Origin of the sequence: Hydrogenovibrio crunogenus, assembly GCF_004786015.1 — a bacterium.
In the GTDB taxonomy this organism is placed as follows: domain Bacteria; phylum Pseudomonadota; class Gammaproteobacteria; order Thiomicrospirales; family Thiomicrospiraceae; genus Hydrogenovibrio; species Hydrogenovibrio crunogenus.
Map to the genome: position 1 here is coordinate 138,557 of NZ_CP032096.1, position 22,398 is coordinate 160,954.

Annotated in this window: 24 protein-coding genes; 12 read left to right on the top strand and 12 right to left on the bottom strand. The window is 44.2% G+C overall.

Features of this window, described 5'->3' with window-relative positions; translation table 11 throughout:
* Positions 1-23: 23 nt before the first annotated feature.
* From hemE to trxA, 5 genes are all read right to left on the bottom strand, one after another.
* On the bottom strand, positions 24-1,088 hold the full coding sequence (gene hemE, locus GHNINEIG_RS00560; protein WP_135794850.1) for a uroporphyrinogen decarboxylase: 1,065 nt from the start codon (positions 1,086-1,088) through the stop codon (positions 24-26).
* A 147-nt stretch (positions 1,089-1,235) separates the two neighbouring features.
* Positions 1,236-2,063, bottom strand: coding sequence for a thermonuclease family protein (locus tag GHNINEIG_RS00565; protein ID WP_135794851.1), 828 nt, complete (start codon positions 2,061-2,063; stop codon positions 1,236-1,238).
* 182 nt (positions 2,064-2,245) lie between these two features.
* Complete coding sequence (locus tag GHNINEIG_RS00570; RefSeq protein ID WP_011369547.1) at positions 2,246-2,497, bottom strand: type B 50S ribosomal protein L31; 252 nt, start codon at positions 2,495-2,497, stop codon at positions 2,246-2,248.
* 254 nt (positions 2,498-2,751) lie between these two features.
* Complete coding sequence (gene rho / locus GHNINEIG_RS00575) at positions 2,752-4,011, bottom strand: transcription termination factor Rho (protein ID WP_135794852.1); 1,260 nt, start codon at positions 4,009-4,011, stop codon at positions 2,752-2,754.
* Between the two features lie 121 nt (positions 4,012-4,132).
* The gene (gene trxA / locus GHNINEIG_RS00580) at positions 4,133-4,459 is read right to left on the bottom strand and encodes a thioredoxin TrxA (RefSeq protein ID WP_135794853.1); all 327 of its coding nucleotides are present in this window, start codon (positions 4,457-4,459) and stop codon (positions 4,133-4,135) included.
* A gap of 413 nt (positions 4,460-4,872) precedes the next feature.
* Between trxA and uvrD the strand changes: the two genes are divergently transcribed.
* From uvrD to GHNINEIG_RS00605, 5 genes are all read left to right on the top strand, one after another.
* Positions 4,873-7,098 (top strand): DNA helicase II, encoded by a 2,226-nt coding sequence (gene uvrD / locus GHNINEIG_RS00585; protein ID WP_135794854.1) that lies wholly within the window; start codon positions 4,873-4,875, stop codon positions 7,096-7,098.
* The gene (locus GHNINEIG_RS00590) at positions 7,099-7,704 is read left to right on the top strand and encodes an ABC transporter ATP-binding protein (RefSeq protein WP_135794855.1); all 606 of its coding nucleotides are present in this window, start codon (positions 7,099-7,101) and stop codon (positions 7,702-7,704) included.
* A gap of 30 nt (positions 7,705-7,734) precedes the next feature.
* Positions 7,735-9,765 carry a bifunctional tRNA (5-methylaminomethyl-2-thiouridine)(34)-methyltransferase MnmD/FAD-dependent 5-carboxymethylaminomethyl-2-thiouridine(34) oxidoreductase MnmC gene (mnmC, locus tag GHNINEIG_RS00595; protein WP_135794856.1) on the top strand — a complete coding sequence of 677 codons (2,031 nt, stop codon included), beginning with the start codon at positions 7,735-7,737 and terminating at the stop codon, positions 9,763-9,765.
* 147 nt (positions 9,766-9,912) lie between these two features.
* Positions 9,913-10,101: a hypothetical protein gene (locus tag GHNINEIG_RS00600; protein WP_135794857.1), complete on the top strand. Its 189-nt coding sequence runs from the start codon at positions 9,913-9,915 to the stop codon at positions 10,099-10,101.
* Positions 10,102-10,103: 2 nt separating this feature from the next.
* Positions 10,104-10,697: a YfaZ family outer membrane protein gene (locus tag GHNINEIG_RS00605; RefSeq protein ID WP_135794858.1), complete on the top strand. Its 594-nt coding sequence runs from the start codon at positions 10,104-10,106 to the stop codon at positions 10,695-10,697.
* Positions 10,698-10,756: 59 nt separating this feature from the next.
* Here GHNINEIG_RS00605 and GHNINEIG_RS00610 read toward each other — a convergent pair whose 3' ends face one another.
* The gene (locus tag GHNINEIG_RS00610; RefSeq protein WP_135794859.1) at positions 10,757-12,331 is read right to left on the bottom strand and encodes an HD family phosphohydrolase; all 1,575 of its coding nucleotides are present in this window, start codon (positions 12,329-12,331) and stop codon (positions 10,757-10,759) included.
* Between the two features lie 115 nt (positions 12,332-12,446).
* On the opposite strand from GHNINEIG_RS00610, the gene GHNINEIG_RS00615 reads away from it, so the two are divergent.
* From GHNINEIG_RS00615 to gorA, 7 genes are all read left to right on the top strand, one after another.
* Complete coding sequence (locus GHNINEIG_RS00615; RefSeq protein ID WP_135794860.1) at positions 12,447-13,226, top strand: MBL fold metallo-hydrolase; 780 nt, start codon at positions 12,447-12,449, stop codon at positions 13,224-13,226.
* A gap of 23 nt (positions 13,227-13,249) precedes the next feature.
* A complete protein-coding gene (locus tag GHNINEIG_RS00620) occupies positions 13,250-13,657 on the top strand; it encodes a response regulator (RefSeq protein ID WP_135794861.1) in 408 nt (135 codons plus the stop codon).
* 26 nt (positions 13,658-13,683) lie between these two features.
* The gene (locus GHNINEIG_RS00625; protein ID WP_135794862.1) at positions 13,684-14,430 is read left to right on the top strand and encodes a competence/damage-inducible protein A; all 747 of its coding nucleotides are present in this window, start codon (positions 13,684-13,686) and stop codon (positions 14,428-14,430) included.
* 3 nt (positions 14,431-14,433) lie between these two features.
* Positions 14,434-15,648 (top strand): BaiN/RdsA family NAD(P)/FAD-dependent oxidoreductase, encoded by a 1,215-nt coding sequence (locus tag GHNINEIG_RS00630; RefSeq protein ID WP_135794863.1) that lies wholly within the window; start codon positions 14,434-14,436, stop codon positions 15,646-15,648.
* A 38-nt stretch (positions 15,649-15,686) separates the two neighbouring features.
* Positions 15,687-16,136, top strand: a complete 450-nt coding sequence (locus tag GHNINEIG_RS00635) for a hypothetical protein (RefSeq protein WP_135794864.1) — start codon at positions 15,687-15,689, stop codon at positions 16,134-16,136.
* Between the two features lie 176 nt (positions 16,137-16,312).
* Positions 16,313-17,056 carry a glutathione peroxidase gene (locus GHNINEIG_RS00640; RefSeq protein WP_135794865.1) on the top strand — a complete coding sequence of 248 codons (744 nt, stop codon included), beginning with the start codon at positions 16,313-16,315 and terminating at the stop codon, positions 17,054-17,056.
* A gap of 131 nt (positions 17,057-17,187) precedes the next feature.
* Positions 17,188-18,558, top strand: coding sequence for a glutathione-disulfide reductase (gorA, locus tag GHNINEIG_RS00645; RefSeq protein ID WP_135794866.1), 1,371 nt, complete (start codon positions 17,188-17,190; stop codon positions 18,556-18,558).
* Between the two features lie 54 nt (positions 18,559-18,612).
* Here the strand turns inward: gorA and GHNINEIG_RS11710 are convergent, their stop codons facing one another.
* From GHNINEIG_RS11710 to thiS, 6 genes are all read right to left on the bottom strand, one after another.
* Entirely contained in the window at positions 18,613-18,942 is a 330-nt protein-coding gene (locus GHNINEIG_RS11710) for a hypothetical protein (RefSeq protein ID WP_223260904.1), read from the bottom strand.
* Positions 18,943-19,005: 63 nt separating this feature from the next.
* The gene (locus GHNINEIG_RS00655; RefSeq protein WP_135794867.1) at positions 19,006-19,770 is read right to left on the bottom strand and encodes a TIGR01458 family HAD-type hydrolase; all 765 of its coding nucleotides are present in this window, start codon (positions 19,768-19,770) and stop codon (positions 19,006-19,008) included.
* A gap of 63 nt (positions 19,771-19,833) precedes the next feature.
* Positions 19,834-20,682: a bifunctional hydroxymethylpyrimidine kinase/phosphomethylpyrimidine kinase gene (gene thiD / locus GHNINEIG_RS00660; protein WP_189636899.1), complete on the bottom strand. Its 849-nt coding sequence runs from the start codon at positions 20,680-20,682 to the stop codon at positions 19,834-19,836.
* Positions 20,675-21,331: a thiamine phosphate synthase gene (gene thiE, locus GHNINEIG_RS00665; RefSeq protein ID WP_135794869.1), complete on the bottom strand. Its 657-nt coding sequence runs from the start codon at positions 21,329-21,331 to the stop codon at positions 20,675-20,677. The genes thiD and thiE overlap by 8 nt, the downstream gene beginning before the upstream one ends.
* Before the next feature lie 28 nt (positions 21,332-21,359).
* On the bottom strand, positions 21,360-22,181 hold the full coding sequence (locus GHNINEIG_RS00670; RefSeq protein WP_189636900.1) for a thiazole synthase: 822 nt from the start codon (positions 22,179-22,181) through the stop codon (positions 21,360-21,362).
* Entirely contained in the window at positions 22,182-22,391 is a 210-nt protein-coding gene (gene thiS / locus GHNINEIG_RS00675; protein ID WP_135794870.1) for a sulfur carrier protein ThiS, read from the bottom strand.
* Positions 22,392-22,398 lie beyond the last annotated feature (7 nt).

Genomic DNA, 22,398 nt, shown 5'->3' on the forward strand with positions numbered 1-22,398 from the left:
GAGTGCTTGCTTAAGAAAATACCTTATTTATGGTATTTAGGACTCAATTCGGTCACCGCTTTGATAAAGGCTCCGGCATGTTCCGGGTCAATTTCAGGGTGGATGCCATGACCCAAGTTAAAGACATGACCTGTTCCTTGGCCGTATTTCTCCAAAATGGTTGCGACTTCTTCACGAATTCTGGCTGGGGATGCATATAAAACACTTGGGTCCATATTACCTTGCAGTGCAACTTTATCTCCTACACGGGCACGAGCTTCATCAATATCCGTTGTCCAATCCAAGCCAAGGGCATCACAGCCTGTTTCTGCCATGGATTCTAGCCATTGACCGCCGCCTTTTGTGAACAGGATGACAGGAACCTTACGGCCATCATTTTCACGCTTCAGACCATCAACGATTTTGGCCATGTAGTTTAATGAGAATTCTTTGTAATCACGAGGGGTCAATACACCGCCCCACGTATCAAAAATTTGTACCGCTTGTGCACCGGCTTCAATTTGTGCGTTTAAATAAGCAATAACCGAGTCAGCTAAAACATCTAAAATATGGTGAAGCGTGGCCGGCTCATCGTACATCATGGCTTTGATTTTGGCGAAGGTTTTGCTGGAGCCGCCTTCCACCATATAAGTCGCTAATGTCCAAGGGCTACCTGAAAAGCCGATCAGAGGAACGCGGCCATCTAATGCTTTTCGAATGGTGCTGACGGCATCCATGACATATCCTAGCTCTGACGCCATGTCCGGAACAAATAGTTTTTTCGCATCAGACATGCTTTTGATTGGTTTATCAAAAATAGGGCCTTCACCTGGTTGGAAACGTAGTTCCAATCCCATTGCGTCAGGAATCGTTAGGATGTCCGAAAACAAAATAGCGGCATCTAACGGATAACGTTCTAGAGGTTGCAAGGTGACTTCGCACGCCAGTTCCTTATTACGGCATAAATCCATAAAAGAACCTGCTTGCTTTCGGGTAGCGCGGTACTCTGGTAAATAGCGGCCTGCTTGGCGCATCATCCAAACCGGAGTCTGATCAACGGGTTCTTTGAGTAGGGCACGTAGGAAACGGTCGTTTTGTAGCTCCGCCATAAGGAATCCTTTCTTATATTTAACTAATACGGTTTAAAGTGAGAAGGCTGGTTGTGGCAGCACGAAGTCTCAAAAAATTTAAGAGGTTATTTTAACGGTTGAAGACCAGAAAATGTCATAAAAAGTGTGTTAAATCTTATCGTCCCGTTATTGATTGACAGGGTTGAGTCGATCAATCGCATAAGGAGAGTGTATTTTGACAAACATAGCGCCTTGAAATAAGAAACCATACCCGCGTGCTTCAATGACTTTTCCCTCTAGCGCTTCGAGTTGATCGTAATCAAAATGTTCCCAGTCAGCCTTCCGAATTCGGATGCCTGTTGTGTCCATATTGAGGATATAGTTGTTTGAACTTTTGTCGACTTTGACAATCTTGCCTTTAAAAATATGATAACCCTCGTCATCGGTCGTGATATTAGAAGACGGCGCAATCGGATAATTGAGATCTGGGCGTTTTTCTACGAGGCTCCATAAAGCGATTTTGTTTTGTCTGGCCGTTTTTTCAGCCTGATAATAGCATTTCTGGTGTAAATTATTTGGTGGTTCTGACTGAGCCAATGCCAACCCGCTTTCAAGCATCAATTTTTGTAAATTAATGATTTTATTGCCCTCTTTCACATAAAGATGAACATAGGTTCGATAGAATTCGTCAGAACGTTTTTGATCGTATTCGACACCAACACGTAAATTATGGTTGGCCAAAATCGTATTCAGTTTTTTTTGTGATTGTTTTGCCAGAGGCTGCCCATTGGTATAGAACTTTTGTTTCTTTTCAATTTGAGGGGCTTCAACGCCGATTAGACGGTATTGTTTATTTTGAATAATGACGGTATCCCCACTCAAAGCGAAGCTGGCTTTGACCCAAACATCAATTTTTTTCGGAGCGCAGTCGTCAGCATGCGTTATAAACGGTATACAGAGTAGGGCACTGGTAAAAAACAGCCGAGTAAAGGGTCTTGAGATAAATGAGTTCATAGAGAGTATTGTATAGCCTTTTGTTTGTATTTGGAAAGCTAAAAGCAAACGTTACGCCACTATACTAATGTTGTGCTGAGAAAGGAGAGGGACAGAAAATTGGGGGTAGAAAATAAAAAAGGCCGAAAAGACGGCCTTTTTTGAATATTTTGTAAATTTTACAAAATAGTAAAGTGAAGTACTTACTTGCGCATACCGTATTTTTGACGGAATTTTTCAACACGTCCTTCTGTATCCACAAGTGATTGCTTACCTGTGAAGAAAGGATGTGATGCACTAGAAACTTCGATACGAACTAGTGGGTATTCTTTACCGTCTAAAGTAATGGTGTCGCCAGAAGTCTTTTCAATCGTTGAACGAGTTAAAAAGGTTTCACCAGTAGAGATATCCTGGAAAACAACTTCATTATATTCTGGATGAATGCCTGCTTGCATGATGACGGTCCATTGTATTATGTAGCTTTCAATTTACCCTTTATCATTTTTGCTGAGTGATTAGGTTGGTAACCAACTTAAGTGAATCACTTGCAATCAGGCAAAGCTGAATAGCCACTATGTTTAAAAAAGAAAGCGAAATTATAGAACTAAAAAACTAAATTGCAAGAAAAATCATCAATTAATTAATGAATTTACTGCAAATTTTTCCTGCTAAGCACCTTTCAACGCGATTAGCAGGCTTTATGAGACGATTATCGTTTCATCGCCGTAAAGAGCTCTTCATTCGTTTTGGTTACTTTTAGTTGATCAATTAAGGTTTCAATTGCTTCAACTTCATTGTTTAAGCCTTGTAAGAAACGGCGCAAAATCCAGATGTTTTGTAACTCATCCGGTGTGGTGAGTAGCTCTTCTTTACGCGTCCCCGACTTCTCAATATTGATGGCAGGGAAAGTACGTTTCTCCGCAATGCTACGAGACAAGTGAAGCTCCATGTTACCTGTTCCTTTGAATTCCTCAAAGATCACTTCATCCATTTTCGATCCGGTATCAACCAGTGCAGTTGCGATAATGGTGAGAGAACCGCCTTCTTCGATGTTTCGAGCGGCACCAAAGAAGCGTTTAGGGCGATGAAGTGCATTGGCATCCACCCCACCGGTCAAGATTTTCCCTGAAGACGGTACAACCGTATTATAGGCTCGGGCCAGGCGTGTAATGGAATCCAGTAAAATCACCACATCTGTTTTGTGCTCTACCAAACGCTTCGCTTTCTCGATGACCATTTCAGCAACCTGAACGTGACGTGTCGCAGGTTCATCGAAAGTTGACGAAATCACTTCCCCTTTAACGGTTCTTTGCATTTCAGTCACTTCCTCTGGACGCTCGTCAATCAGCAGCACAATTAAGTAAGCTTCAGGGTGGTTTTCAGCAATCGATTGGGCGATTTGCTGCAGAATAACCGTTTTACCGGATTTCGGCGGTGCCACAATCAAGCCACGTTGCCCCTTACCAAAAGGCGCTGCGATGTCTATGATTCGAGTGGTAATGTCTTCGGTACTGCCATTGCCCAATTCCATTTTCAAGCGTTCTTGGGCATGCAATGGGGTTAGGTTTTCAAATGCGATTTTCTTACGCGCAACATCTGGATCTTCAAAGTTGATACGCTCTACTTTTAACAGGGCAAAATAACGCTCGCTGTCCTTCGGTGGGCGAATCTTTCCTTGAATGGTGTCCCCTTTACGGAGTCCAAAACGTCTGATTTGACTTGGAGAGACATATAAATCATCCGGTCCAGCTAAGTAAGAGCCATCTCCTGATCTCAGAAACCCAAACCCATCCGGCAGGATTTCTAAGACGCCTTCACCATAGATGTCTTCCCCACTTTTTGCATGTGCTTTCAGGATGGCGAAGATAATGTCTTGTTTTTTTAGTCGGGCTAGATTTTCTAGGCCTTTTTCAGCTGCGATGTCTAAAAGAGCGGCGGCTGACATTTTTTTGAGATCGTTTAAATTCATAAATTTGTAACTGTCTTTGAGTTAATTGAATTGGGTTTGGAGATTTTTTAGAGAAATGAATTGGATGATTTAGATTTATGGCGTCCTTTGGAAAGGACGCCCCATGCTTTAAGGACGAAGATTATAGGTTTCCGTCTAAGAAAGCACACAACTGTGATTTTGATAAAGCGCCAACTTGCGTTGCATCGACTTCACCATTTTTAAACAGCACTAATGTTGGGATGCCTCTCACACCATACTTTGGTGGTGTGGCTGGATTTTCATCAATGTTTAGTTTAGCGACTTTGATTTTACCAGCATATTCGCCTGCAACTTCGTCTAGGATTGGGGCAATCATTTTACAAGGCCCACACCATTCAGCCCAGAAATCCACTAATACTGGAAGGTCAGACTGTAGTACTTCACTGTCAAAATTTGCATCTGATGTCGCGATCATGTTGTCACTCATTAGCTAGTAACTCCTTAAAATTTGTTTTTCTCACTCTAACGCCTACACGAATACCCGAATAAGTTTGAGGGAGTCGTATGGGAAGAAGCCAGAATCGAGATAAGATATTTCACCTAGAAATATGGAAGGGAATTTGTAGACAAACACCCAGTTCATTGTATGGTGAACGTTGAATTTTTGAAATTTCGATAATTATTACATTGTTTTTACCCGTAATGCAAGAAAAATTTGAAAATAGTTTTTGTTTTTCGGTCAAAAATAACATAAAGCCGCTTAGAGCTTGATGAAACGGCCTTTTATCCGCCTCTTGCTTGGCAAAATAGGATGCCGAGAGAGGAATAAAAGATGCTCAAAATCATAAAATCCCTTAGGATATGCGCTAATAAAACGATAACAGTTTGGTTCAAGTTTGAATGGATATTTCACATATATTAAACGACTTAAATGATGCACAACGTGAAGCCGTGACGGTGGACGATCAACATGCGTTGATTTTAGCAGGCGCTGGCAGTGGTAAAACGCGGGTTTTGGTGCATCGCATTGCCTGGTTGACTCAGGTAATGGGATTTTCCGCTTACAACATTCTGGCGGTCACTTTTACCAATAAAGCCGCCAGTGAAATGCGTGGCCGTGTCGAGGCGTTGATCGGCAACCAATCACAAGGTATGACGATGGGGACTTTTCATGGCATCGCCTACCGGTTGCTACGCACCCATTATAAAGAAGTCGGGCTACCACAGAGTTTCCAGATTCTCGATTCGGATGACCAGAAACGAGTGATTAAACGTCTGTTAAAAGCGTTAGAGCTGGATGAGGCGCAATGGCCTCACAAGCAAGTGCAAGCCTTTATTAATGGTGAGAAGGAAGAAGGGCGACGTCCACATCATATTGATCCGGGTCATAACCCTTATGTGCGTCAAATGGTACAAATTTATCAAGCCTATGAGGAGCAGTGTAAACGGGCAGGCCTGGTCGATTTTGCAGAACTTTTATTGCGAGCGCATGAACTTTGGTTAAAAAATCCACAAGTATTGGCGCATTACCAAGCGCGGTTTCGGCATATTTTGGTGGACGAGTTTCAAGACACCAACAGCTTACAATATGCTTGGCTTCGGGTATTGGCCGGCGCCAGTGGCCGATTATTCATTGTCGGAGATGACGACCAGTCGATTTATGGGTGGCGTGGGGCTAAAATTGAAAACATTCGTCGCTTTGATGAAGATTTTTCTGACGTCAAAACCGTTCGTTTGGAGCAAAACTATCGTTCCACCGGCACGATTCTGAAAGCGGCTAATGGCCTGATTGCGTTCAACCAGGACCGGATGGGGAAAAATCTTTGGAGTGCCGGTGAGGAAGGTGAGCCGATTCGCATCTATGAAGCTTTCAATGAGTTGGACGAAGCCCGTTATGTGTGTAACCAAATTGAAGGTTGGTGTGAGCAAGGAGGGAGTCGTTCCGAAGTTGCGGTTTTGTATCGTTCCAATGCGCAATCTCGTGTGATGGAGCAAGCCCTGTTGCAAGCACAGATTCCATATCGCGTGTATGGTGGTCTACGCTTCTATGATCGTGCTGAAATAAAAGATGTGTTGGCGTATTTACGCTTACTGGTCAATACCGAAGATGATGCCGCTTTTGAGCGGGTTTATAATCATCCGCCGCGAGGAATCGGGAATAAAACAGCCGACCAGATTCGAGAAGTGGCCCGCATGCAGGAAATTTCATTATGGCAAGCCGCTTCACAAATGGCGCAGGATGGTTTGACCGCACGCGCAAAAACAGCCGTAAATGGATTTTTATCTTTAATCGAGTCGCTAAAAGACAGCACGGCCGAATTAAGTTTACAAGATCAGGTTATTCAGGTGATTTCACGTTCTGGCTTGCAATTGCATTTTGAAAAAGACACCTCTGAACAAGGTCAAAGCCGGCTTGAAAACCTAGATGAGCTGATTAATGCCGTGAGTGTGTTTAAACCGGCGCAAAATAATGAAACCGTGGAGGGCGTTGCGCCGGAAGAGGCGGTGATGACCAAAGCGTTTGATCAACCTAATTTTGAAAACCTCTTGGCGGAGTTCTTGGCACAAGCTGCTTTGGAAGCGGGTGAACAACAAGCGGACCAGTGGGAATCTTCGGTTCAGCTGATGACGTTACACGCGGCGAAAGGGCTTGAATTTCCGCTGGTGTTTATGATTGGCTTGGAGGAAGGGCTTTTTCCCTCTCAACAATCACAGGAAGACCCTTATCGTTTAGAAGAAGAACGTCGCCTGGCCTATGTTGGGGTAACGCGAGCGGAAAAACAGTTAATGATTTCTTTTGCCAATCGACGTCGAATGCATGGCTCGGAATTTTATCCGTTGCCTTCACGCTTCATTAAAGAAATCCCGGATGACTGTGTTCAAATGGTACGTTTAAGTGGTTCGGTTAAGCATTATGGCGACACAACATCCTCTGCCAATCAAGGGTTTGCATTACCGAACGAGTCAGGCTTTTCTGTTGGCGAAAATGTTTTTCATCAAAAGTTTGGTGAAGGCACGGTGCTCGGAACCGAAGGGGCGGGCGACCATGCCCGTGTTCAAGTCAACTTTACGCATGCCGGCACGAAATGGTTAGTGGCGGCGTTTGCCAAACTTGAGAAGCGTTAAATGTTTCAAGTCGATACTCTTTCAAAACGTCCATTTTTAAATCCGGTTTCTTTTTCCTTGGCGGTTAATGAGGTGTTGGTCGTTTCCGGCGTTTCAGGTTCTGGAAAGTCGGTTTTGCTGCGCGCGTTGGCCGATTTAGACCCTCATGAAGGACGTGTGTTCTTGGATGAGAAAGAGCAAGCAGACTGGAAAGCGACCAAGTGGCGTAAAAAAGTGATGTGGTTTCCCGCAGAAACCGCTTGGTGGGAAGATTCCGTTGCGGCCCATTTTCCGGAAAGCAATCCAAAAAATACCCAGGCCTGGTGGTCTTCAGCAATCGAAAAACTGTCTTTGCCTGCCAGTATTTTAAGGCAGTCGGTTGATAAGCTTTCCAGTGGGGAAAAGCAACGCTTGGCACTGATTCGAGGGTTGATTGAAAAGCCACAGGTTTTGTTGTTGGATGAAATTACAGCGAATCTTGACCCCCAATCCACCTTAGCGGTCGAAGCGTTGATTTTAGAGTATTTATCTGAACATCAGGCGTGTGCCGTTTGGGTAACGCATGATCCGCAACAGGCAGAACGCGTTGCCAGCCAGAAAATTGAACTGGGTCGTGAGAGCGACTAAGCACCTTAAATTGAAGAATATCGAGGTCTAATGTCAACTTCATCTGCTTGTTCTAACGGCTCAAAATTCACACCTAAGCTTGAGCGTGCGCAAATTACCTGGTCTGAGGAAGGTGTGCCCGTATCGACCATGTTTGACGATGTGTATTACTCCAGATTAGATGGGTTAGCGGAAGTGGATTATATTTTCTTGGAGCATAATCAGCTTGCCCCGCGATTTGAAGACTTATCTCCTAACAGTCGGTTTTGCATTATGGAAACAGGGTTTGGCGCGGGGCTGAACTTTCTAAAAACCTGTCAGCTTTGGTTGGAAAAAGCGCCAGCTGATGCGCATCTGCATTTTATTTCATTTGAAAAATTTCCATTGACGCAATCTGAGTTGGCAAAAGCGCATCAAGTGTTTGGAGAATTAACAGAGCTTTCTAGTGCGTTATTAAATGTTTATCCGCTTCCTTTACCCGGTTGGCATGATGTGTTCATGTCTGACCCGCGCATTAGATTAACGCTTTGGTTTGGCGATTTGATGAAGGGGTTGCCGGAGTTTGATGGTCCAGTGGATGCTTGGTTTTTGGATGGGTTTACGCCGCGAAAGAATCCAGGTATGTGGCAAGCGGAATTGTTTTTACAGATGGCTCGTTTGAGTGATGAACACACAACCTATGCTACTTTTACCGCAGCGGGAGAAGTGAGAAGAGGGCTGGAAAAACATGGGTTTGAAGTTGAAAAAGCCCCTGGCTATGCGCAAAAGCGGGAAATGTGTTTTGGGCGTTACGTGCACCCACGGCCATTTTCTTCCAAAACGCCTTGGTTCGAAAAACCTAAAAATATCAACCCTTCTCCCAAAAAAGCGATTGTAATCGGTGCCGGGTTGGCCGGTGCAACGGTGGCGTACCAGTTAGCCACTCAAGGACTGTCGGTGACGGTCTTGGAGCAAGAAGCCGTTGTTTCGCAGCAAGCTTCCGGTAATCTGGCCGGTGCGATTCACCCTTTGGTGACGGCAGACTGGAATCTACGCAGTCAGTTTTATTTGAAAGGTTTCGAAAGCAGTTTGCGTTGGCTAAAGCCTTGGTTTGAATCAAACCATATTGTGGGTCAGCAAAATGGATTGATGCAATTGGCCATGACTGAAACCATGCACCAACGCTTACAAGAAGCGTTACAAAGGGTCGGTTTGCCGGAGTCTTTTGCCTACTGGTGTAACTCGGAACAAGCCAGTGATTTGATTGGTCAAAAAACCGATCATGAAGGGCTTTTTTTTCCAGAAGCTGGCTGGGTTCAGCCGGCTTCGGTGGTGGCTCAGTGTTTGGCACACGAAGCGATTGACTTAAACCTGGAAGAAACAGTGGTTGACATGCAACCACTAAAAACTCAAAACAGCCAGGCCTGGCAAGTTTCGACAATCCGTGCCGCTTACCAAGCCGATGTCGTCGTCGTGGCGACGGGTGCTTTAAATGAAATTTTGAACAATCAATTGAATTTACCCATTCGTCCAGTAAAAGGGCAGGTGTCTCATTTTGAACCAGAAGATTTGAAAGGCATGTTAAAGACAACGGTAACGCATCGCGGTTATTCTGTTTGTGGTGATTTTGGCGCACAATCGCCCTACACGGCAATCAGTGGAGCAACTTTTGAAGCCCCTGATCGGTCGCCGACAATGTCTGAAGCCTCTCATGTAGAGAACCAGCGTTTGGCAAAAGAAGCTTTGCCGGAATGGTTGGCAGATTCTACCGTGACAGCGGGTAAAGTGGGGTTTCGTCCCACAACGCCGGATCATCTGCCCGTGATTGGAGCTGTGCCTGATTTCGAATGGATGAAAAAGGCCTATTTTGAGCAGTCTCATACTCATGCGGTGTATCGTTATGCTGAACAGCAGTATCAGCCTGGGTTGTATGTTTCGAATGGGCATGGTGCACGCGGCTTGATGTCTGTGTTTCTGGCAGCAGAAATCATTGGCGCGATGGTATCGGGGAATGCGCAGGTAATGCCAAAAAGTTTGTATCATGCCGTGCACCCAGCCCGTTTTGCAATTCGACATTGGCGAAGCGGAAAAGGGATGCTGTAAAGAGCATTTTTAATAAATTAAGATTTTTAAGACTGTTTCCAATATTCTCATGGTTGGAATCGCATAAAATAATCACCATAAAATGTATTTTAAAGTATCGTTTAGGTAAACTACCCTTACTATCGTCATCTTTTATAAGGAATCTGTATGAAAATTGTTTTGATACTCGCAGGGGTCATCATCTTAGCCATTATGTTTGATTGGTTTGGTAGTCGGGAGATTATCAGTTCAGGTCTGGAGTCGACACAATCAGCCTTCGATAAAGTTCAGGAGACTGGAGATGGTATTTCAGAATCCGTAGAAAGAATCAGTAATGCGCAAAAAGGAGCAGAGTAAGTATGAAATTGTTTAAGCAGTTACGTAAATGTATGTTAATCGTCGGGATGGGTTCTCTTTCAATGGGGGCTTATGCGATTGAAGGGAATGCCGGTCTGGATTTATCGCTGTCTAATGATGCCGGGAATATTGGACTTTATTCTTTGCGTGAAACCCCTCATGAATTGACGAATCTGGGGGCGGATTTTCTGTTTAACAGTAAAAGCGATCGTTTTTTAGATATATACGGAAGTTTGGCTAGAAAAGGCTTGCTAGGAAATAAAAATCTTGAGTTAGGTTTAAAAGGTAAGTTGTTTTATATTGATGAAGATAAAAACAATCGAGATGGTTACGGTCTGATGATCGGTGGGTTGGGTCGTTATTGGATGCCGACTGAAATTCCAGCAGCGGTTGCGATGGAATACCTTTATGCGCCGGCTATTGTCACGTCTGGAGACGCTGATACGGCTTCAGAATTCAATGCCCGTGTTGAAATGAGAATTTTGCCAAGTGCGGTTGGTTATGTCGGTTATAGAAAACTTAATATGGAATTCAACAACACTAACTATGAAGTGGATGACAGTTTTCATATTGGTGTGAGAGTGGCTTTTCAGTAAGATTTGATGTGTTTTAAAAAGGCTCCTTAAAGGAGCCTTTTTTATTTTTGACGTTCGGATTAACTTTCTTCAAACCCAGGGATCTGACTGTGATCTACTTCATCAATCTGTTCGGGGGTCAGGTAAGCCTTGGCATAGGTCAGATAGACTTTTTCTCTAATGAACAGGTTGAATAAATCCGGGTCTATGTGTCCTTCTTGTTTCATGAACCCTAAAATTCGTAGGCTTTCAGAAAGGGTCTTGGCTTTCTTATAAGGGCGGTCGCCGGCAGATAAAGCCTCGAAAATATCGGCAATACCCATGATTCTGGCAGGGATTGAAAGTTCTTCTCGTGTCAGTTGGTTCGGGTAGCCTTTACCATCCATTCTTTCATGATGGCCGCCAGCGTATTCGGATACGCGCTGTAATTCCTTAGGGAAAGGCAAAATATCCAACATGTGAATCGACATAGCGGCGTGATCCTGCATGATAGTCCGCTCTTCATCATTGAGGGTGCCTCGGCTAATATTGAGGTTAAGAAATTCATTCTCGCTCAGCATGGGGTTTTCAGTACCTTCCAGTGTTTGGAAAGTTTCAGATTGAACGGTTTCTAAAAATGTTGCGGATGCTTCTGTGAAGAACTCTTTGCCTATATTGATGTCTTGGATCCGTTGGTAGAGTTCATAATATTTTTTTTGCGAGGCTTTGATCTCTTCTAGAGGAATGTTGTGTTGCTTGACCAATGATTGAAAAGCTTTTAAATTTAAGCGGGTTTTAATGAGCTCAATGCGGTCGAATACAGTTTCAAGTTTAGTGGATTTATCCATAATGTATTCAGGCGTGGTTAATTTGCCGCAATCATGGAGCCAGGCAGCGGTTTCCAATTCAAAAAAATCACTTTCATCCATCTGAAAATCTTTGAAATCAGGATGGTTTGAATTGGAAGCTGCTTCCGCCAACATCATAGTAATTACCGGAACTCTTTGACAGTGTTCACCAGTGTAAGGAGATTTTTTATCAATCGCATCGGCAACCATCTTGCTGAAGGCTTCAAAAAGTTGCTTATGTTCATTAATCAGTTGACGGTTGGTCAGTGCGACAGAGGCTTGTGAAGCCAAAGATCGCGCTAAGCTTTCCGATTCCTTTGAGAAAGGGATAACCTTCCCTTCTTTGTCGGTCGCATTGACCAGTTGTAATACACCGATGACGTCTTGGTCGAAGTTCTTCAGAGGAATGGTAAGCATCGATTGTGTGCGGTAATGAAATTGCTGGTCAAATGCTAAGGCGCCAGAGAAATCAAAGTCCTGTGCAGTGTAGATATCTTTCAGGTTAACCGTTTCACCCTTAATTGCGACATAGCTGGAAACGGTTGTTAGATTTTCGTTACCCGAGGACAGTGTTAAGGGAATTGCTGAAAACGTAATCGGCTCAGAATGATTCCCGCCAAGCCGAATACCAAGAGAGGTATTCTGAACCACATCAAAATGGAGCATGTTTTGATCGATTATGCGGTATAGCGTTCCTCCATCAGCATGCGTTAAAGTCTGGGCACTGGTTAATATTTGTTGTAACAGCGTGGGAGTGTCGCTTTCAGCTGAGAGTGCGATGCCGACTTGATTGAGTTGTTCAATCTTTTCGAGTAAAGAGGCGTTCATTGGAAACCTTTTGAAAACGGTAGCTCAGTTTGACATAAATTATTTATAATGTAAATTGTGTTAGAAGGCGTCTATTGCGTCAAATTATGGCTCATAATAATCCAGGTTACTGAGAATGCAGTTACGAATTTTAGGGTGTAGTGGCGGCATTTCGCCAGGACAAGGAACCACTGCGTTTTTAGTGGACCAGACATTGTTGGTGGATGCCGGAACAGGTGTGGAATCTCTGACTTATGAAGAGATGCAGCAAATCGAGGCGATTGTTTTAACACACAGTCATTTAGATCATATTTCTCATCTGCCTTTCTTACTGAAGAATCTTATTGGCAGCACGCATCAAACCCTTCAGGTTTATGCGCTGAGCCATACTGTTGATGCGCTTAAAAATCATATTTTTAATGATGTGATTTGGCCAGATTTTACCGTATTGCCATCACATGACAGCCCTTGTGTACAGTTAAACATCGTAAAATATGGCGATGTCCTGTCATTAGCAGATAAGCAGGTGGTGGTTTTGCCTGCTTATCATTCTGTACCCACAGCAGGATATTGGATCGGAAATGAGGACGCAGCGTTTGCCTTTAGTGGTGATTGTTTTCAGAACGATGATTTTTGGCGTGCTTTAAACAATTTACCTTCCGTCGATATGTTGATTATGGATAGTCAGTTTTCGAAAAAGGATAAGGCGCTTAGTGAATTAGCCAAGCATTATTACCCTAGTGCACTCAAATTAGACCTAGAAAAATTGGATTATCGACCTCCGGTGTTTATCTCGCACTTGCCTGTGACGAATAAAGAAAAGCTGTTAACAGAAATCCGAACAGAACTTGCGCGCTGGACGCCGGAAGTGCTGGAAGCGAATCACGTTTATAATGTGACAAAAACAGAAACATAGCGATTGTTAGGAGTCGTTGCAGAATGGAATCATTTAAAATTTTGCTGGTAGAGGATAACCTGGTTAACCAAAAAGTGGCGGTCGCACTGTTAGAAAAAATGGGGTATCAGGCTGATATCACCGCCAATGGACAAGAAGCTCTGGAGGCACTGGCTCAAACCCCCTATGATTTGATTTTAATGGATTGTCAAATGCCGGTGAAAGATGGGTATGAGACTACGCGTGCCATTAGAGCTCTGGACAATCCTTTGTCAGACATTCCCATTATTGCAATGACGGCTAATGCGATGGCTGGCGATGATGAGAAATGTTATGAAGCGGGTATGAATGACTATATGACCAAGCCTATTAACTCTAAGCTCATGGCGGAAAAAATAGACGCTTTCGCAAAACGAAAAAATGCTGCGAAACAGGTGAATAAACATTGTTGAATGAAAGCAGGGTAAACGAGAAAAACATGGATCAAAAAATCGGTTTGTTGATTATTGGAGACGAAGTGTTGTCAGGCAAGCGGCAAGATAAGCACTTGAGCCAAGCCAATACCTTATTAAGACCCAGAGGGCTGGAGCTGGCGTGGGTCAAAATCGTAGGAGATGAACCCGGTTTCTTGGTGGATACGCTCCAAGCCAGTTTTGAATCGGGAGATATCGTGTTTTCATTTGGCGGAATTGGCGCGACACCGGATGACAGAACCCGCCAAGCAGCGGCAAAAGCATTAGGGCTACCGATTGAGCGACACCCGGAAGGGGTTAAAGAAATTGAAGCTCAGTTTGGAGAAGACGCTTATCCTCAACGTATTCGAATGGCGGAATATCCAAAGGGGGCGACAATCATCCCTAATTTTTATAATCGAGTACCCGGCTTTTCAATTCGGCATCACCACTTTATGCCAGGGTTTCCAATGATGGCTAAGCCGATGATGGAATGGGTATTGAATCAATATTATCCGCATCTAAAACTGGAACCTAAAGTGGAAAAAACCATTCGATTGATTGATGGGCATGAATCAGAGTGGGTCACCTTTATGGAGGCGTTTGAAATCGAGTTTCCGACTTTGCGTCTATTCAGTTTGCCAAGTATTTCAGAACAAGGTGACCGGACAATTGAACTTGGGGTGGAAGGGTATGAAGCCGACGCTCAAAAAGGATTGGATGCTTTGATCTGTGAAGCCAATAAGCGAGAAGCTTCGTTTGAACTTATTTAGAGAATGCGGTTGAAGACGAATACCACGGATGTGCTGATTATTGGTGCCGGCGCATCGGGATTGATGTGCGCTGCCACTGCGGGTTATCGTGGACGAAAGGTCTGGGTATTGGATCATGCCCCTAAAGCGGCGGCGAAAATTCGAATTTCCGGCGGTGGGAAGTGTAATTTTACCAATCAGGTGGTTACGCCGAATGAGTTTATTTGCCAAAATCCGCACTTTGTAAAAAGTGCATTAGCCCGCTATCAGCCTCAGGATTTTATCGATTTGGTTGATCGGCATGGGCTGGAATATGAGGAGCGGGAGCTTGGGAAGTTGTTTTGCTGCCATCGCGCTGGAGATTTAATTCACATTTTGAAAACCGAATGTGATTGGGCGGGCGTGACCCTGCAATTAAAGACCTCAGTGAAGTCTATTGCAAAATTAACACCTAAAACGCCTGATGAAGCCGCATTTCGAATTGAAACCAATGAGTGCTTTATTGAATGTCAATCGTTGGTGATTGCCACTGGTGCACTGTCTTTTCCCAAGCTTAAAGCCAGCAATTTTGGTTATCAGGTCGCAGAACAGTTTGGCTTAAGGCAAGTGCCTGTCCGACCGGGGTTAGTGCCGTTAACTTTAAAAGGGAAATGGCGAGACTTTTGTCAAAAGCTGAGTGGGATTGCGCTGGATGTTAAAATCAGTACCTACAATGAACAGACTGAAAAATCGTTTGAAGAAGCCCTGCTGTTTACCCATCAGGGCATCAGTGGGCCAGGCGTGCTACAGATTTCCAATTATTGGCAACCGGGTCAAGCCATTGAAATTAACTTGTTGCCAAACGTAGATGTTCTGGCGGAGTTGATGCAGTTAAAGCAAAGTAATGCGTCATTAATACGTTGGCTTCAACAATTCTGGACGAAGAAATTTACCCAGGCCTGGCTGGAAATGTATCCGATTGCAACCAAGTTGGCTGACTTACCTAACGAAGAAATTGAGCGTTTTGCGCAACAGATAACACACTGGATACTGTATCCCAGTGATACTGCTGGTTATGACAAGGCAGAAGTGACTTTAGGGGGCGTCGATACCGATGAAGTATCGTCTAAGAATTTTGAAGTCAAAAATGTGCCCGGCCTTTACTTTATTGGTGAAGTGTTGGATGTAACAGGTCATCTCGGGGGGTATAACTTTCAATGGGCCTGGTCATCAGGGTTTGCGGCTGGTCAAACAGTGTAGTAGTTATAATAAGTAACAAGATTTAACAGAGAAAAGACATGAATTTATTAGATTTAAAACCAGAGACACGTGATCCTTTTTCCAAAACAGTTCAGACGCTGATTCAGAAGCATAAGATGGATCCCAATGAGATTTTTATGAACGTCTTGGAAAGCCAAGAAGCACCTGAAATGAATTACTGGATGATGAAGGTATTGATCCAAGAGCATTTTGTGTCGCCTCAACAAGAAGTGGCTAAGGATGCAGAAGGGGTATCGGTCAAGCCTTTGCAAGCCGCTTGTTTGTTAGGGAATGTTGGCGCGCTTGCAGCCTTATTGGAAGCCAATGCTTTTTCAGGCGAGGTGACAGGGCATGAGTTTCAACTGGCTGCACGAATCGCTTCAAAGCAGGAAGATCAAGCTTTGTTGGGGGTGATTATGAAGTACGCCCAAGAAACGGGTAGCTTGGAATTGTTTATGCGTGAATTGCAATCTGCTCCTATGCAATAATGGGATTGACCGTCATTCATGACTAATGATAGTTAAAAGCTATCATTTTGGTTAAAACAATTAATTTTACTTATTTATGTTTTCACATAGAATGGGCTTTGTATTCAACATTAACTGTTTTTAAAAACTTAGCGTTTACTTTAAAAGCGGCTAAGTCCTTAACTAAGGAGAAAAGTATGTCTCAAGCATTAGAAAACAAAGAAGGTCAAGCTGTTCCAAGTGTTGTCTGGCCAACACGTCAAAACAATGAGTGGGTCAATGTAAAAAGTGATGATATTTTCAAAGGCCGCACGGTTGTTGTGTTCTCTTTGCCGGGAGCCTTTACGCCAACGTGTTCATCTTCTCATTTACCTCGTTATAACGAACTTGCGCCGGTTTTCTTTGAAAACGGTGTAGATGAAATTGTATGTCTATCTGTTAATGATACGTTTGTTATGAATGAGTGGGCAAAAGATCAAGAGTCCACGAATGTGACTTTGATTCCAGATGGGAATGGCGAGTTTACAGAAGGCATGGGCATGCTGGTTGATAAAGCAGACTTAGGATTTGGTAAGCGTTCATGGCGTTATTCAATGCTGGTGAAAGACGGCGTTGTTGAAAAGATGTTTATCGAGCCGAATGTACCTGGTGACCCATTCGAAGTATCGGATGCGGATACCATGTTGAAATACATCAATCCGAACGCTCAACCTAAGAAAGTGGCGACTATCTTTACCAAGCCAGGTTGTCCTTTCTGTGCGAAAGCGAAAGCCGCGTTGGAAGATGCTGGAGTTGAGTATGAAGAAATTACGGTTTCTCATGCGGATGTAACGTCACGTACATTACGTGCCGTCGCCAATGCAGATACGGTTCCGCAAGTCTTTATTGAAGGACAGCATATTGGCGGATCTGACGATTTGGAAGCGTATTTAGCTAAATAATCGATCGTCCTTTAGAGATAAAGAAACCACCAGGCCTGGTGGTTTTTTTTATTAAAATGAATTTTTTAGAAGAATAACTATTTATCCAAATAACACAAAGATAAATAGCTATTTTTAGAAGAGGAAGACACATGCAATATGATTATGATCTGATTGCCATTGGGGCAGGAAGTGGTGGCTTATCCGTTGTGGAAAGAGCGGTTGAATATGGCAAAAAATGTGCAGTGGTTGAAGCCAAAAAAATGGGTGGCACTTGCGTAAACATTGGATGTGTTCCTAAAAAGGTCATGTGGTTCGGTGCGCATATCGCCGAGTCTTTAAGAGATGCGCCCGACTTTGGGTTCCACGTGGAACGAAAAGGATTTGATTGGTCGGAACTGGTAAAACGCCGTGAGCAATATATCTCGAATATCACCACTTGGTATGGTGGCTACTTCAAAGAGTTAGGCATTGACGTACTAGAAGGCTGGGGCAGCTTTGTTGATGAGCATACGGTGTCAGTCGATGGGAAGTTGGTGACGGCAGAAACCATCGTGATTGCACCTGGCGGCACGCCCTTTATTCCTAATGAAACAGAAAATGCCGACCTGGGGATTACGTCCGATGGTTTTTTTGCATTAACAGAACAGCCTAACAAAGTCGCGGTCATCGGTAGTGGTTATATCGCCGTTGAAATTGCCGGGGTTTTACAGGCACTGGGCACTCAAACTACGCTTATCAGTCGAAAAGACCTTGTGTTAAGAGGGTTCGACGATATGGTGCGCGAAACGTTAACCGATGCCATGATTGAAAGCGGCATTCACAAAGAATACCACTTCAAAGTGAAAAAGCTGATGAAAGCCGATGATGGCACTTTGACAATCGAATCTGAGGACGGTCAGCATTTAGAAGGCTTTGACGAAGTTATCTGGGCCGTGGGGCGTGAAACTTTGACCGAACCGTTGGCATTAGATAAGGTCGGTATTTCGGCCAATGGACGAGGTTTTATTGATGTGAATGATTATCACCAAACCCAAGTGCCGAATATCTATGCGATTGGTGATGTGACAGGACAGGCTCAATTGACGCCGGTCGCGATTCGCGCCGGTCGTTATTTAGCGGAGCGTTTGTATAATAACCAGCCCGAGTTGAAGATGGATCTATCGAAAGTTCCGACGGTGGTTTTCTCTCATCCACCTGTCGGGGTGATTGGGTTGGCAGAACATGATGCCCGTAAACAGTATGGGCATGATAATGTACAGGTTTATAGTTCTGTTTTTACACCCATGCGCTATGCCTTTACAGAACATCAGATTAAAACGGCTTTGAAGCTGGTCTGTGTCGGAGAGGAGCAAAAAGTGGTCGGTATTCATATTGTAGGCGATGGGGCAGATGAGATGTTGCAAGGGTTTGCCGTTGCGGTTCAGATGGGGGCAACCAAAGCTGATTTGGATGCCACGATTGCTATCCACCCTTCCTCTTCGGAAGAGCTGGTGACCATGCGCCCGATGATTTTGAAATAAAAGCATATTCTGCTTCATGTTCCATGTGAAGCACATGTTTTATTAATCAATCGTTTAATGCACTGTGCTGTGATTAGACGGTATTTTCTTTAAGGTGCCCAAGTTGGTGATGGCTGTCTGGTCATCAATCAGGGTATATCGCATGGTCATGCCTTTGGCCATGCCTTCTAAATAGGTCACCAGAACATCCTTTCCTTCAATTTTATAACGTACTTTTTCGACGACGCCTTTTGCTTCAGTTTCACCAGGGCGAAAGCTGACGGTCATGTCGACCTGTCCTGTGAGTTGCCATTTGCCTGCTAAAGGTCCTGGATCTGAAGTATTGGAACAGGCGGAGAGGGTAACCAAAAACAAGCTCAAGATAATGGTGTAAAAAGGTTTCATATAAAATCCATTTTGTAGAATAATTTAAGTATTTTAAACTCATTTGAAAGCATTAATCGTATTTTATGACAAAGAAAGCTTTTGGATGCTGTCAAATATCCAAGCCGTATCAGGCAGAAGTGTTTCATCATGGGGTTTGAATTTCCCTGTGCGAACCAGTGCTGCCTGCAAGCCGGCATTGATGGCACCTTCAACATCCCCGCGGACATCATCTCCAATCATTAAACATTGATTAGCAGGCACGCCTGTCGAAGCCACGACCTCGTCAAAAAAAGTTTTATCCGGCTTTCCTGTAATAATGGCACGCGTATCACTGGCCCATTCCAAGGCATGAATAAAGGCACCTGCATCCAGCTTGAACCCTTCAGGATCTTTGTAATATTTATTGTTGCCGATGCCAATTAAAGGATAACCCTGTTCCAGCAAATTAAAGGCTCTGTTCAAGTTTTGATAAGTCAGATCATCCTGCGCATCGCCTAGCAATACACAATTTGGGTCTGTTTGATCAATATCTTCGAATTCAGGTTTTAAAAGGGTATGAATTAAGCAGTATGGTCGCAATTGATGGTGTAAAAGGTACTGTTTGGCAGCCCTTGGTGCGGTAAACAGTTCCGTTTCGTTTACATCAAACCCCAGCTGAATCAGTTGTTGCAAAATCATTTCACTGGGTTGGCTGGCCGTATTGGTGACAAATCGCAGAATAAAGCCTTGCTGTTTCAAGTGATGAACCGTTTCAACTGCTCCGGGGAGGGCTTTCGTCCCGATATAGAGAACACCACTGAGATCTAAAAACACGGCTTTAATATTGGGGTTGGAAGGGGAATCCATAATCATCACCTTTCAGAATAAGAAGTTTAATCTTAGCAAAAAGGCAGGATGAAACGAAATATCTTATTGCTCGTTTGATTGCCCAGTTATCATGTCCAAATGTAGCAAGGGTTCTTTGCGATGTCCAAGGTTGGACTGATATTGTAATTGGAGTGATTCGCTCTGAGTAAACCACTGATGCATTTGGTGTTTGGCTTGCTGGACAGCGGTGGCCAAGTCTTGACCTTGAGCAAGGAAAGTGGCAATGGCGGATGCAAAACTACACCCGGTGCCATGCGTATGAGAGGTTTGAATGCGTGGGCTTGAAAAGGGCATCGGAGGGTAATTCGGTTGAAGCAGCACATCAGTGGCAAGGTCTGACTCGGAACCATGTCCTCCCTTTGCCACTACCGCTTGAGCACCCAGTTTAAAAAAAGCATCACGGATTGTGTCAATCTTTGGTTCGATGTTATGAAAATCTTTGTCCAAGAGGTGATTGATCTCAGGTAAATTGGGCGTAATAATCGTGGCGATGGGAAAGAGTCGCTCTATTAAACAGTCAACGGCGCTTTCTTCCAAGAGAGGGTGGCCACTGGAGCTTATGAGAACGGTGTCTAACACGATATTTTTGAGCGAGTACTGTGCGATTTTGTCAGCGACAACGTTAATTAATTCTGCATTAGCGAGCATACCGATTTTGACAGCATCTACCTTGATGTCTTGCAATAAGGTATCCAGCTGATGGCTTAAAGTCTGAGCCGAGGTCGCAACAACGTGTGCAACGCCTTGAGAGTTCTGTGCAGTGAGAGCGGTAATGCAGGTCAACGCATAGCCTCCTAAGGCATGGATGCTTTTTAAGTCCGCTTGAATACCGGCACCGCCATAAGGATCAGACCCTGCAATGCTCAACACGGTGGGCGTGTGGTTAGACATAAGACAACGCTCTTGTTTGATAGGCTTCATCAAATATGTGTATGAGATTTTTTACACTTTCCATCGCCGTACAGCCTGGCTGGTTGAGTCCATTTATCATGGCGATACCGTTCGCACCTGCTTGTATGACATTTTTAAGATTATGCCGCTGAATCCCCCCAATGGCAACCACTGGAACATCCAATGTTTCTACCCAGTGCTGCAGATTCTTTAAACCGATTGTTGGATAAGATAATTGTTTGCTCTGGGTTTCGAAAATGGGTCCGATCGCAAGGTAAGAGGGCTGTATTGTTAATGCCGAATCAATTTCTGCTGGGGTATGTGTGCTGACGCCCAATCGGATTCCCGCCTGATGGATTGCAGGTAGGTCGGCATCGAGCACATCTTCTTGTCCTAGGTGCACACCATAACTGTTGAGTTGGAGCGCCATTTTCCAGTAGTCATTGATGAACAGTCTGGCTTGATAGGACTTTGCAACAGTATCGGCTTGTATCAATTCCTGCTCCAGTCGCTGGCCGGCTAAATCTTTGATACGAATTTGTGCGGTAGTAATACCTGCCTCAAAAAGGCGTTTTAATTTATCGGCGCGATCGACCAACGGGTAAATGCCCAGTGGTTCTTCAGGAGAGTGACAGGATCGAAATTGCATGATAGTTCCTTAAAACGGCCAGGCCTGGTTAATTTTGGTGCCAAAAAGGTGTGCCAAGCACCGGGGTTGAAGGCGATGCCAAATCCCTTTCCTGCATGGTTCCAGCATCAAATGCATACACGCCCGCTTCAACAGCGGACTTGAATGCTTTTCCCATATTCACAGGGTTGGGTGATAATGCCACGGCTGAATTCAGCAGAATACCGTCATAACCCATTTCCAGCGCTTGAACGGCGTGAGACGGTTTGCCAATGCCGGCATCGACGATGAGTGTTAATTCGGGAAATCGCTGTCGGATTGCGTTCAGGTTGTAAGGATTCATCAGCCCTTTGCCCGAACCGATTGGCGAGCCCCAAGGCATTAAAATATTACATCCTGCGTCTACTAAGCGTTGGGCTAAGACTAAGTCGTCTGTTGTGTAGGGAAAGACTTCAAAGCCTTCATTTACTAAAGTTTCAGTGGCTTTCAGTAATTCGAAAGGGTCCGGTTGCAGGTTGTACTGGTCGCCAATCACTTCCAATTTGATCCAGTTGGTTTCAAACACTTCACGTGCCATTTGAGCGGTGGTAATGGCTTCTTTGGCCGAATGACAACCTGCCGTATTGGGCAGAACATGGCAGTTTAAAGACTTGATCATGTTCCAAAACGTTTTTCCGGCTTGATCTCCTGCTGATTGCCGACGTAATGAGACAGTGACAATTTCAGCACCAGAGGCTTCAATCGCTCCTTGCATGGCTTGAGGAGAGGAGTAAAGGGCCGAGCCAATTAATAAACGGCTATTCAGAGTTTTTCCGCCCACCGTCCATGACATGGGAGACGATTTTTGAGAATGTTCAGACATCTGGTTCATTTAACCTCCTTGCATGGGTGCGACAATTTCGATGCGATCATCGGCTTGTACGCATGTGTTTTTATACTGACTGCGGGGGACGAAAGCTTCATTGATGGCAACTGCAAAATTGTGTTCCTGATAGCCCAAATGAATTAACAGATCGGTCAAAGACAACGAGGCCGGAATGGCCTTTATCTCATCATTGATCTGAACAGTAATGGTGGTCATGTGTCTT

What these genes read in the sequence shown, in the direction of transcription:
- rho (WP_135794852.1), bottom strand. Translation starts at nt 4,011, where the DNA reads ATGAATTTAAACGATCTCAAAAAAATGTCAGCCGCCGCTCTTTTAGAC.
- GHNINEIG_RS00630 (WP_135794863.1), top strand. Translation starts at nt 14,434, where the DNA reads ATGCGGTTGAAGACGAATACCACGGATGTGCTGATTATTGGTGCCGGC.
- GHNINEIG_RS00590 (WP_135794855.1), top strand. Translation starts at nt 7,099, where the DNA reads ATGTTTCAAGTCGATACTCTTTCAAAACGTCCATTTTTAAATCCGGTT.
- GHNINEIG_RS00655 (WP_135794867.1), bottom strand. Translation starts at nt 19,770, where the DNA reads ATGGATTCCCCTTCCAACCCCAATATTAAAGCCGTGTTTTTAGATCTC.
- thiE (WP_135794869.1), bottom strand. Translation starts at nt 21,331, where the DNA reads ATGCAATTTCGATCCTGTCACTCTCCTGAAGAACCACTGGGCATTTAC.
- hemE (WP_135794850.1), bottom strand. Translation starts at nt 1,088, where the DNA reads ATGGCGGAGCTACAAAACGACCGTTTCCTACGTGCCCTACTCAAAGAA.
- GHNINEIG_RS00600 (WP_135794857.1), top strand. Translation starts at nt 9,913, where the DNA reads ATGAAAATTGTTTTGATACTCGCAGGGGTCATCATCTTAGCCATTATG.
- thiS (WP_135794870.1), bottom strand. Translation starts at nt 22,391, where the DNA reads ATGACCACCATTACTGTTCAGATCAATGATGAGATAAAGGCCATTCCG.
- GHNINEIG_RS00570 (WP_011369547.1), bottom strand. Translation starts at nt 2,497, where the DNA reads ATGCAAGCAGGCATTCATCCAGAATATAATGAAGTTGTTTTCCAGGAT.
- GHNINEIG_RS00625 (WP_135794862.1), top strand. Translation starts at nt 13,684, where the DNA reads ATGGATCAAAAAATCGGTTTGTTGATTATTGGAGACGAAGTGTTGTCA.
- GHNINEIG_RS00670 (WP_189636900.1), bottom strand. Translation starts at nt 22,181, where the DNA reads ATGAACCAGATGTCTGAACATTCTCAAAAATCGTCTCCCATGTCATGG.
- uvrD (WP_135794854.1), top strand. Translation starts at nt 4,873, where the DNA reads ATGGATATTTCACATATATTAAACGACTTAAATGATGCACAACGTGAA.
- GHNINEIG_RS00605 (WP_135794858.1), top strand. Translation starts at nt 10,104, where the DNA reads ATGAAATTGTTTAAGCAGTTACGTAAATGTATGTTAATCGTCGGGATG.
- GHNINEIG_RS00635 (WP_135794864.1), top strand. Translation starts at nt 15,687, where the DNA reads ATGAATTTATTAGATTTAAAACCAGAGACACGTGATCCTTTTTCCAAA.
- GHNINEIG_RS11710 (WP_223260904.1), bottom strand. Translation starts at nt 18,942, where the DNA reads ATGAAACCTTTTTACACCATTATCTTGAGCTTGTTTTTGGTTACCCTC.
- GHNINEIG_RS00620 (WP_135794861.1), top strand. Translation starts at nt 13,250, where the DNA reads ATGGAATCATTTAAAATTTTGCTGGTAGAGGATAACCTGGTTAACCAA.
- GHNINEIG_RS00610 (WP_135794859.1), bottom strand. Translation starts at nt 12,331, where the DNA reads ATGAACGCCTCTTTACTCGAAAAGATTGAACAACTCAATCAAGTCGGC.
- GHNINEIG_RS00640 (WP_135794865.1), top strand. Translation starts at nt 16,313, where the DNA reads ATGTCTCAAGCATTAGAAAACAAAGAAGGTCAAGCTGTTCCAAGTGTT.
- GHNINEIG_RS00565 (WP_135794851.1), bottom strand. Translation starts at nt 2,063, where the DNA reads ATGAACTCATTTATCTCAAGACCCTTTACTCGGCTGTTTTTTACCAGT.
- gorA (WP_135794866.1), top strand. Translation starts at nt 17,188, where the DNA reads ATGCAATATGATTATGATCTGATTGCCATTGGGGCAGGAAGTGGTGGC.
- trxA (WP_135794853.1), bottom strand. Translation starts at nt 4,459, where the DNA reads ATGAGTGACAACATGATCGCGACATCAGATGCAAATTTTGACAGTGAA.
- GHNINEIG_RS00615 (WP_135794860.1), top strand. Translation starts at nt 12,447, where the DNA reads ATGCAGTTACGAATTTTAGGGTGTAGTGGCGGCATTTCGCCAGGACAA.
- thiD (WP_189636899.1), bottom strand. Translation starts at nt 20,682, where the DNA reads ATGTCTAACCACACGCCCACCGTGTTGAGCATTGCAGGGTCTGATCCT.
- mnmC (WP_135794856.1), top strand. Translation starts at nt 7,735, where the DNA reads ATGTCAACTTCATCTGCTTGTTCTAACGGCTCAAAATTCACACCTAAG.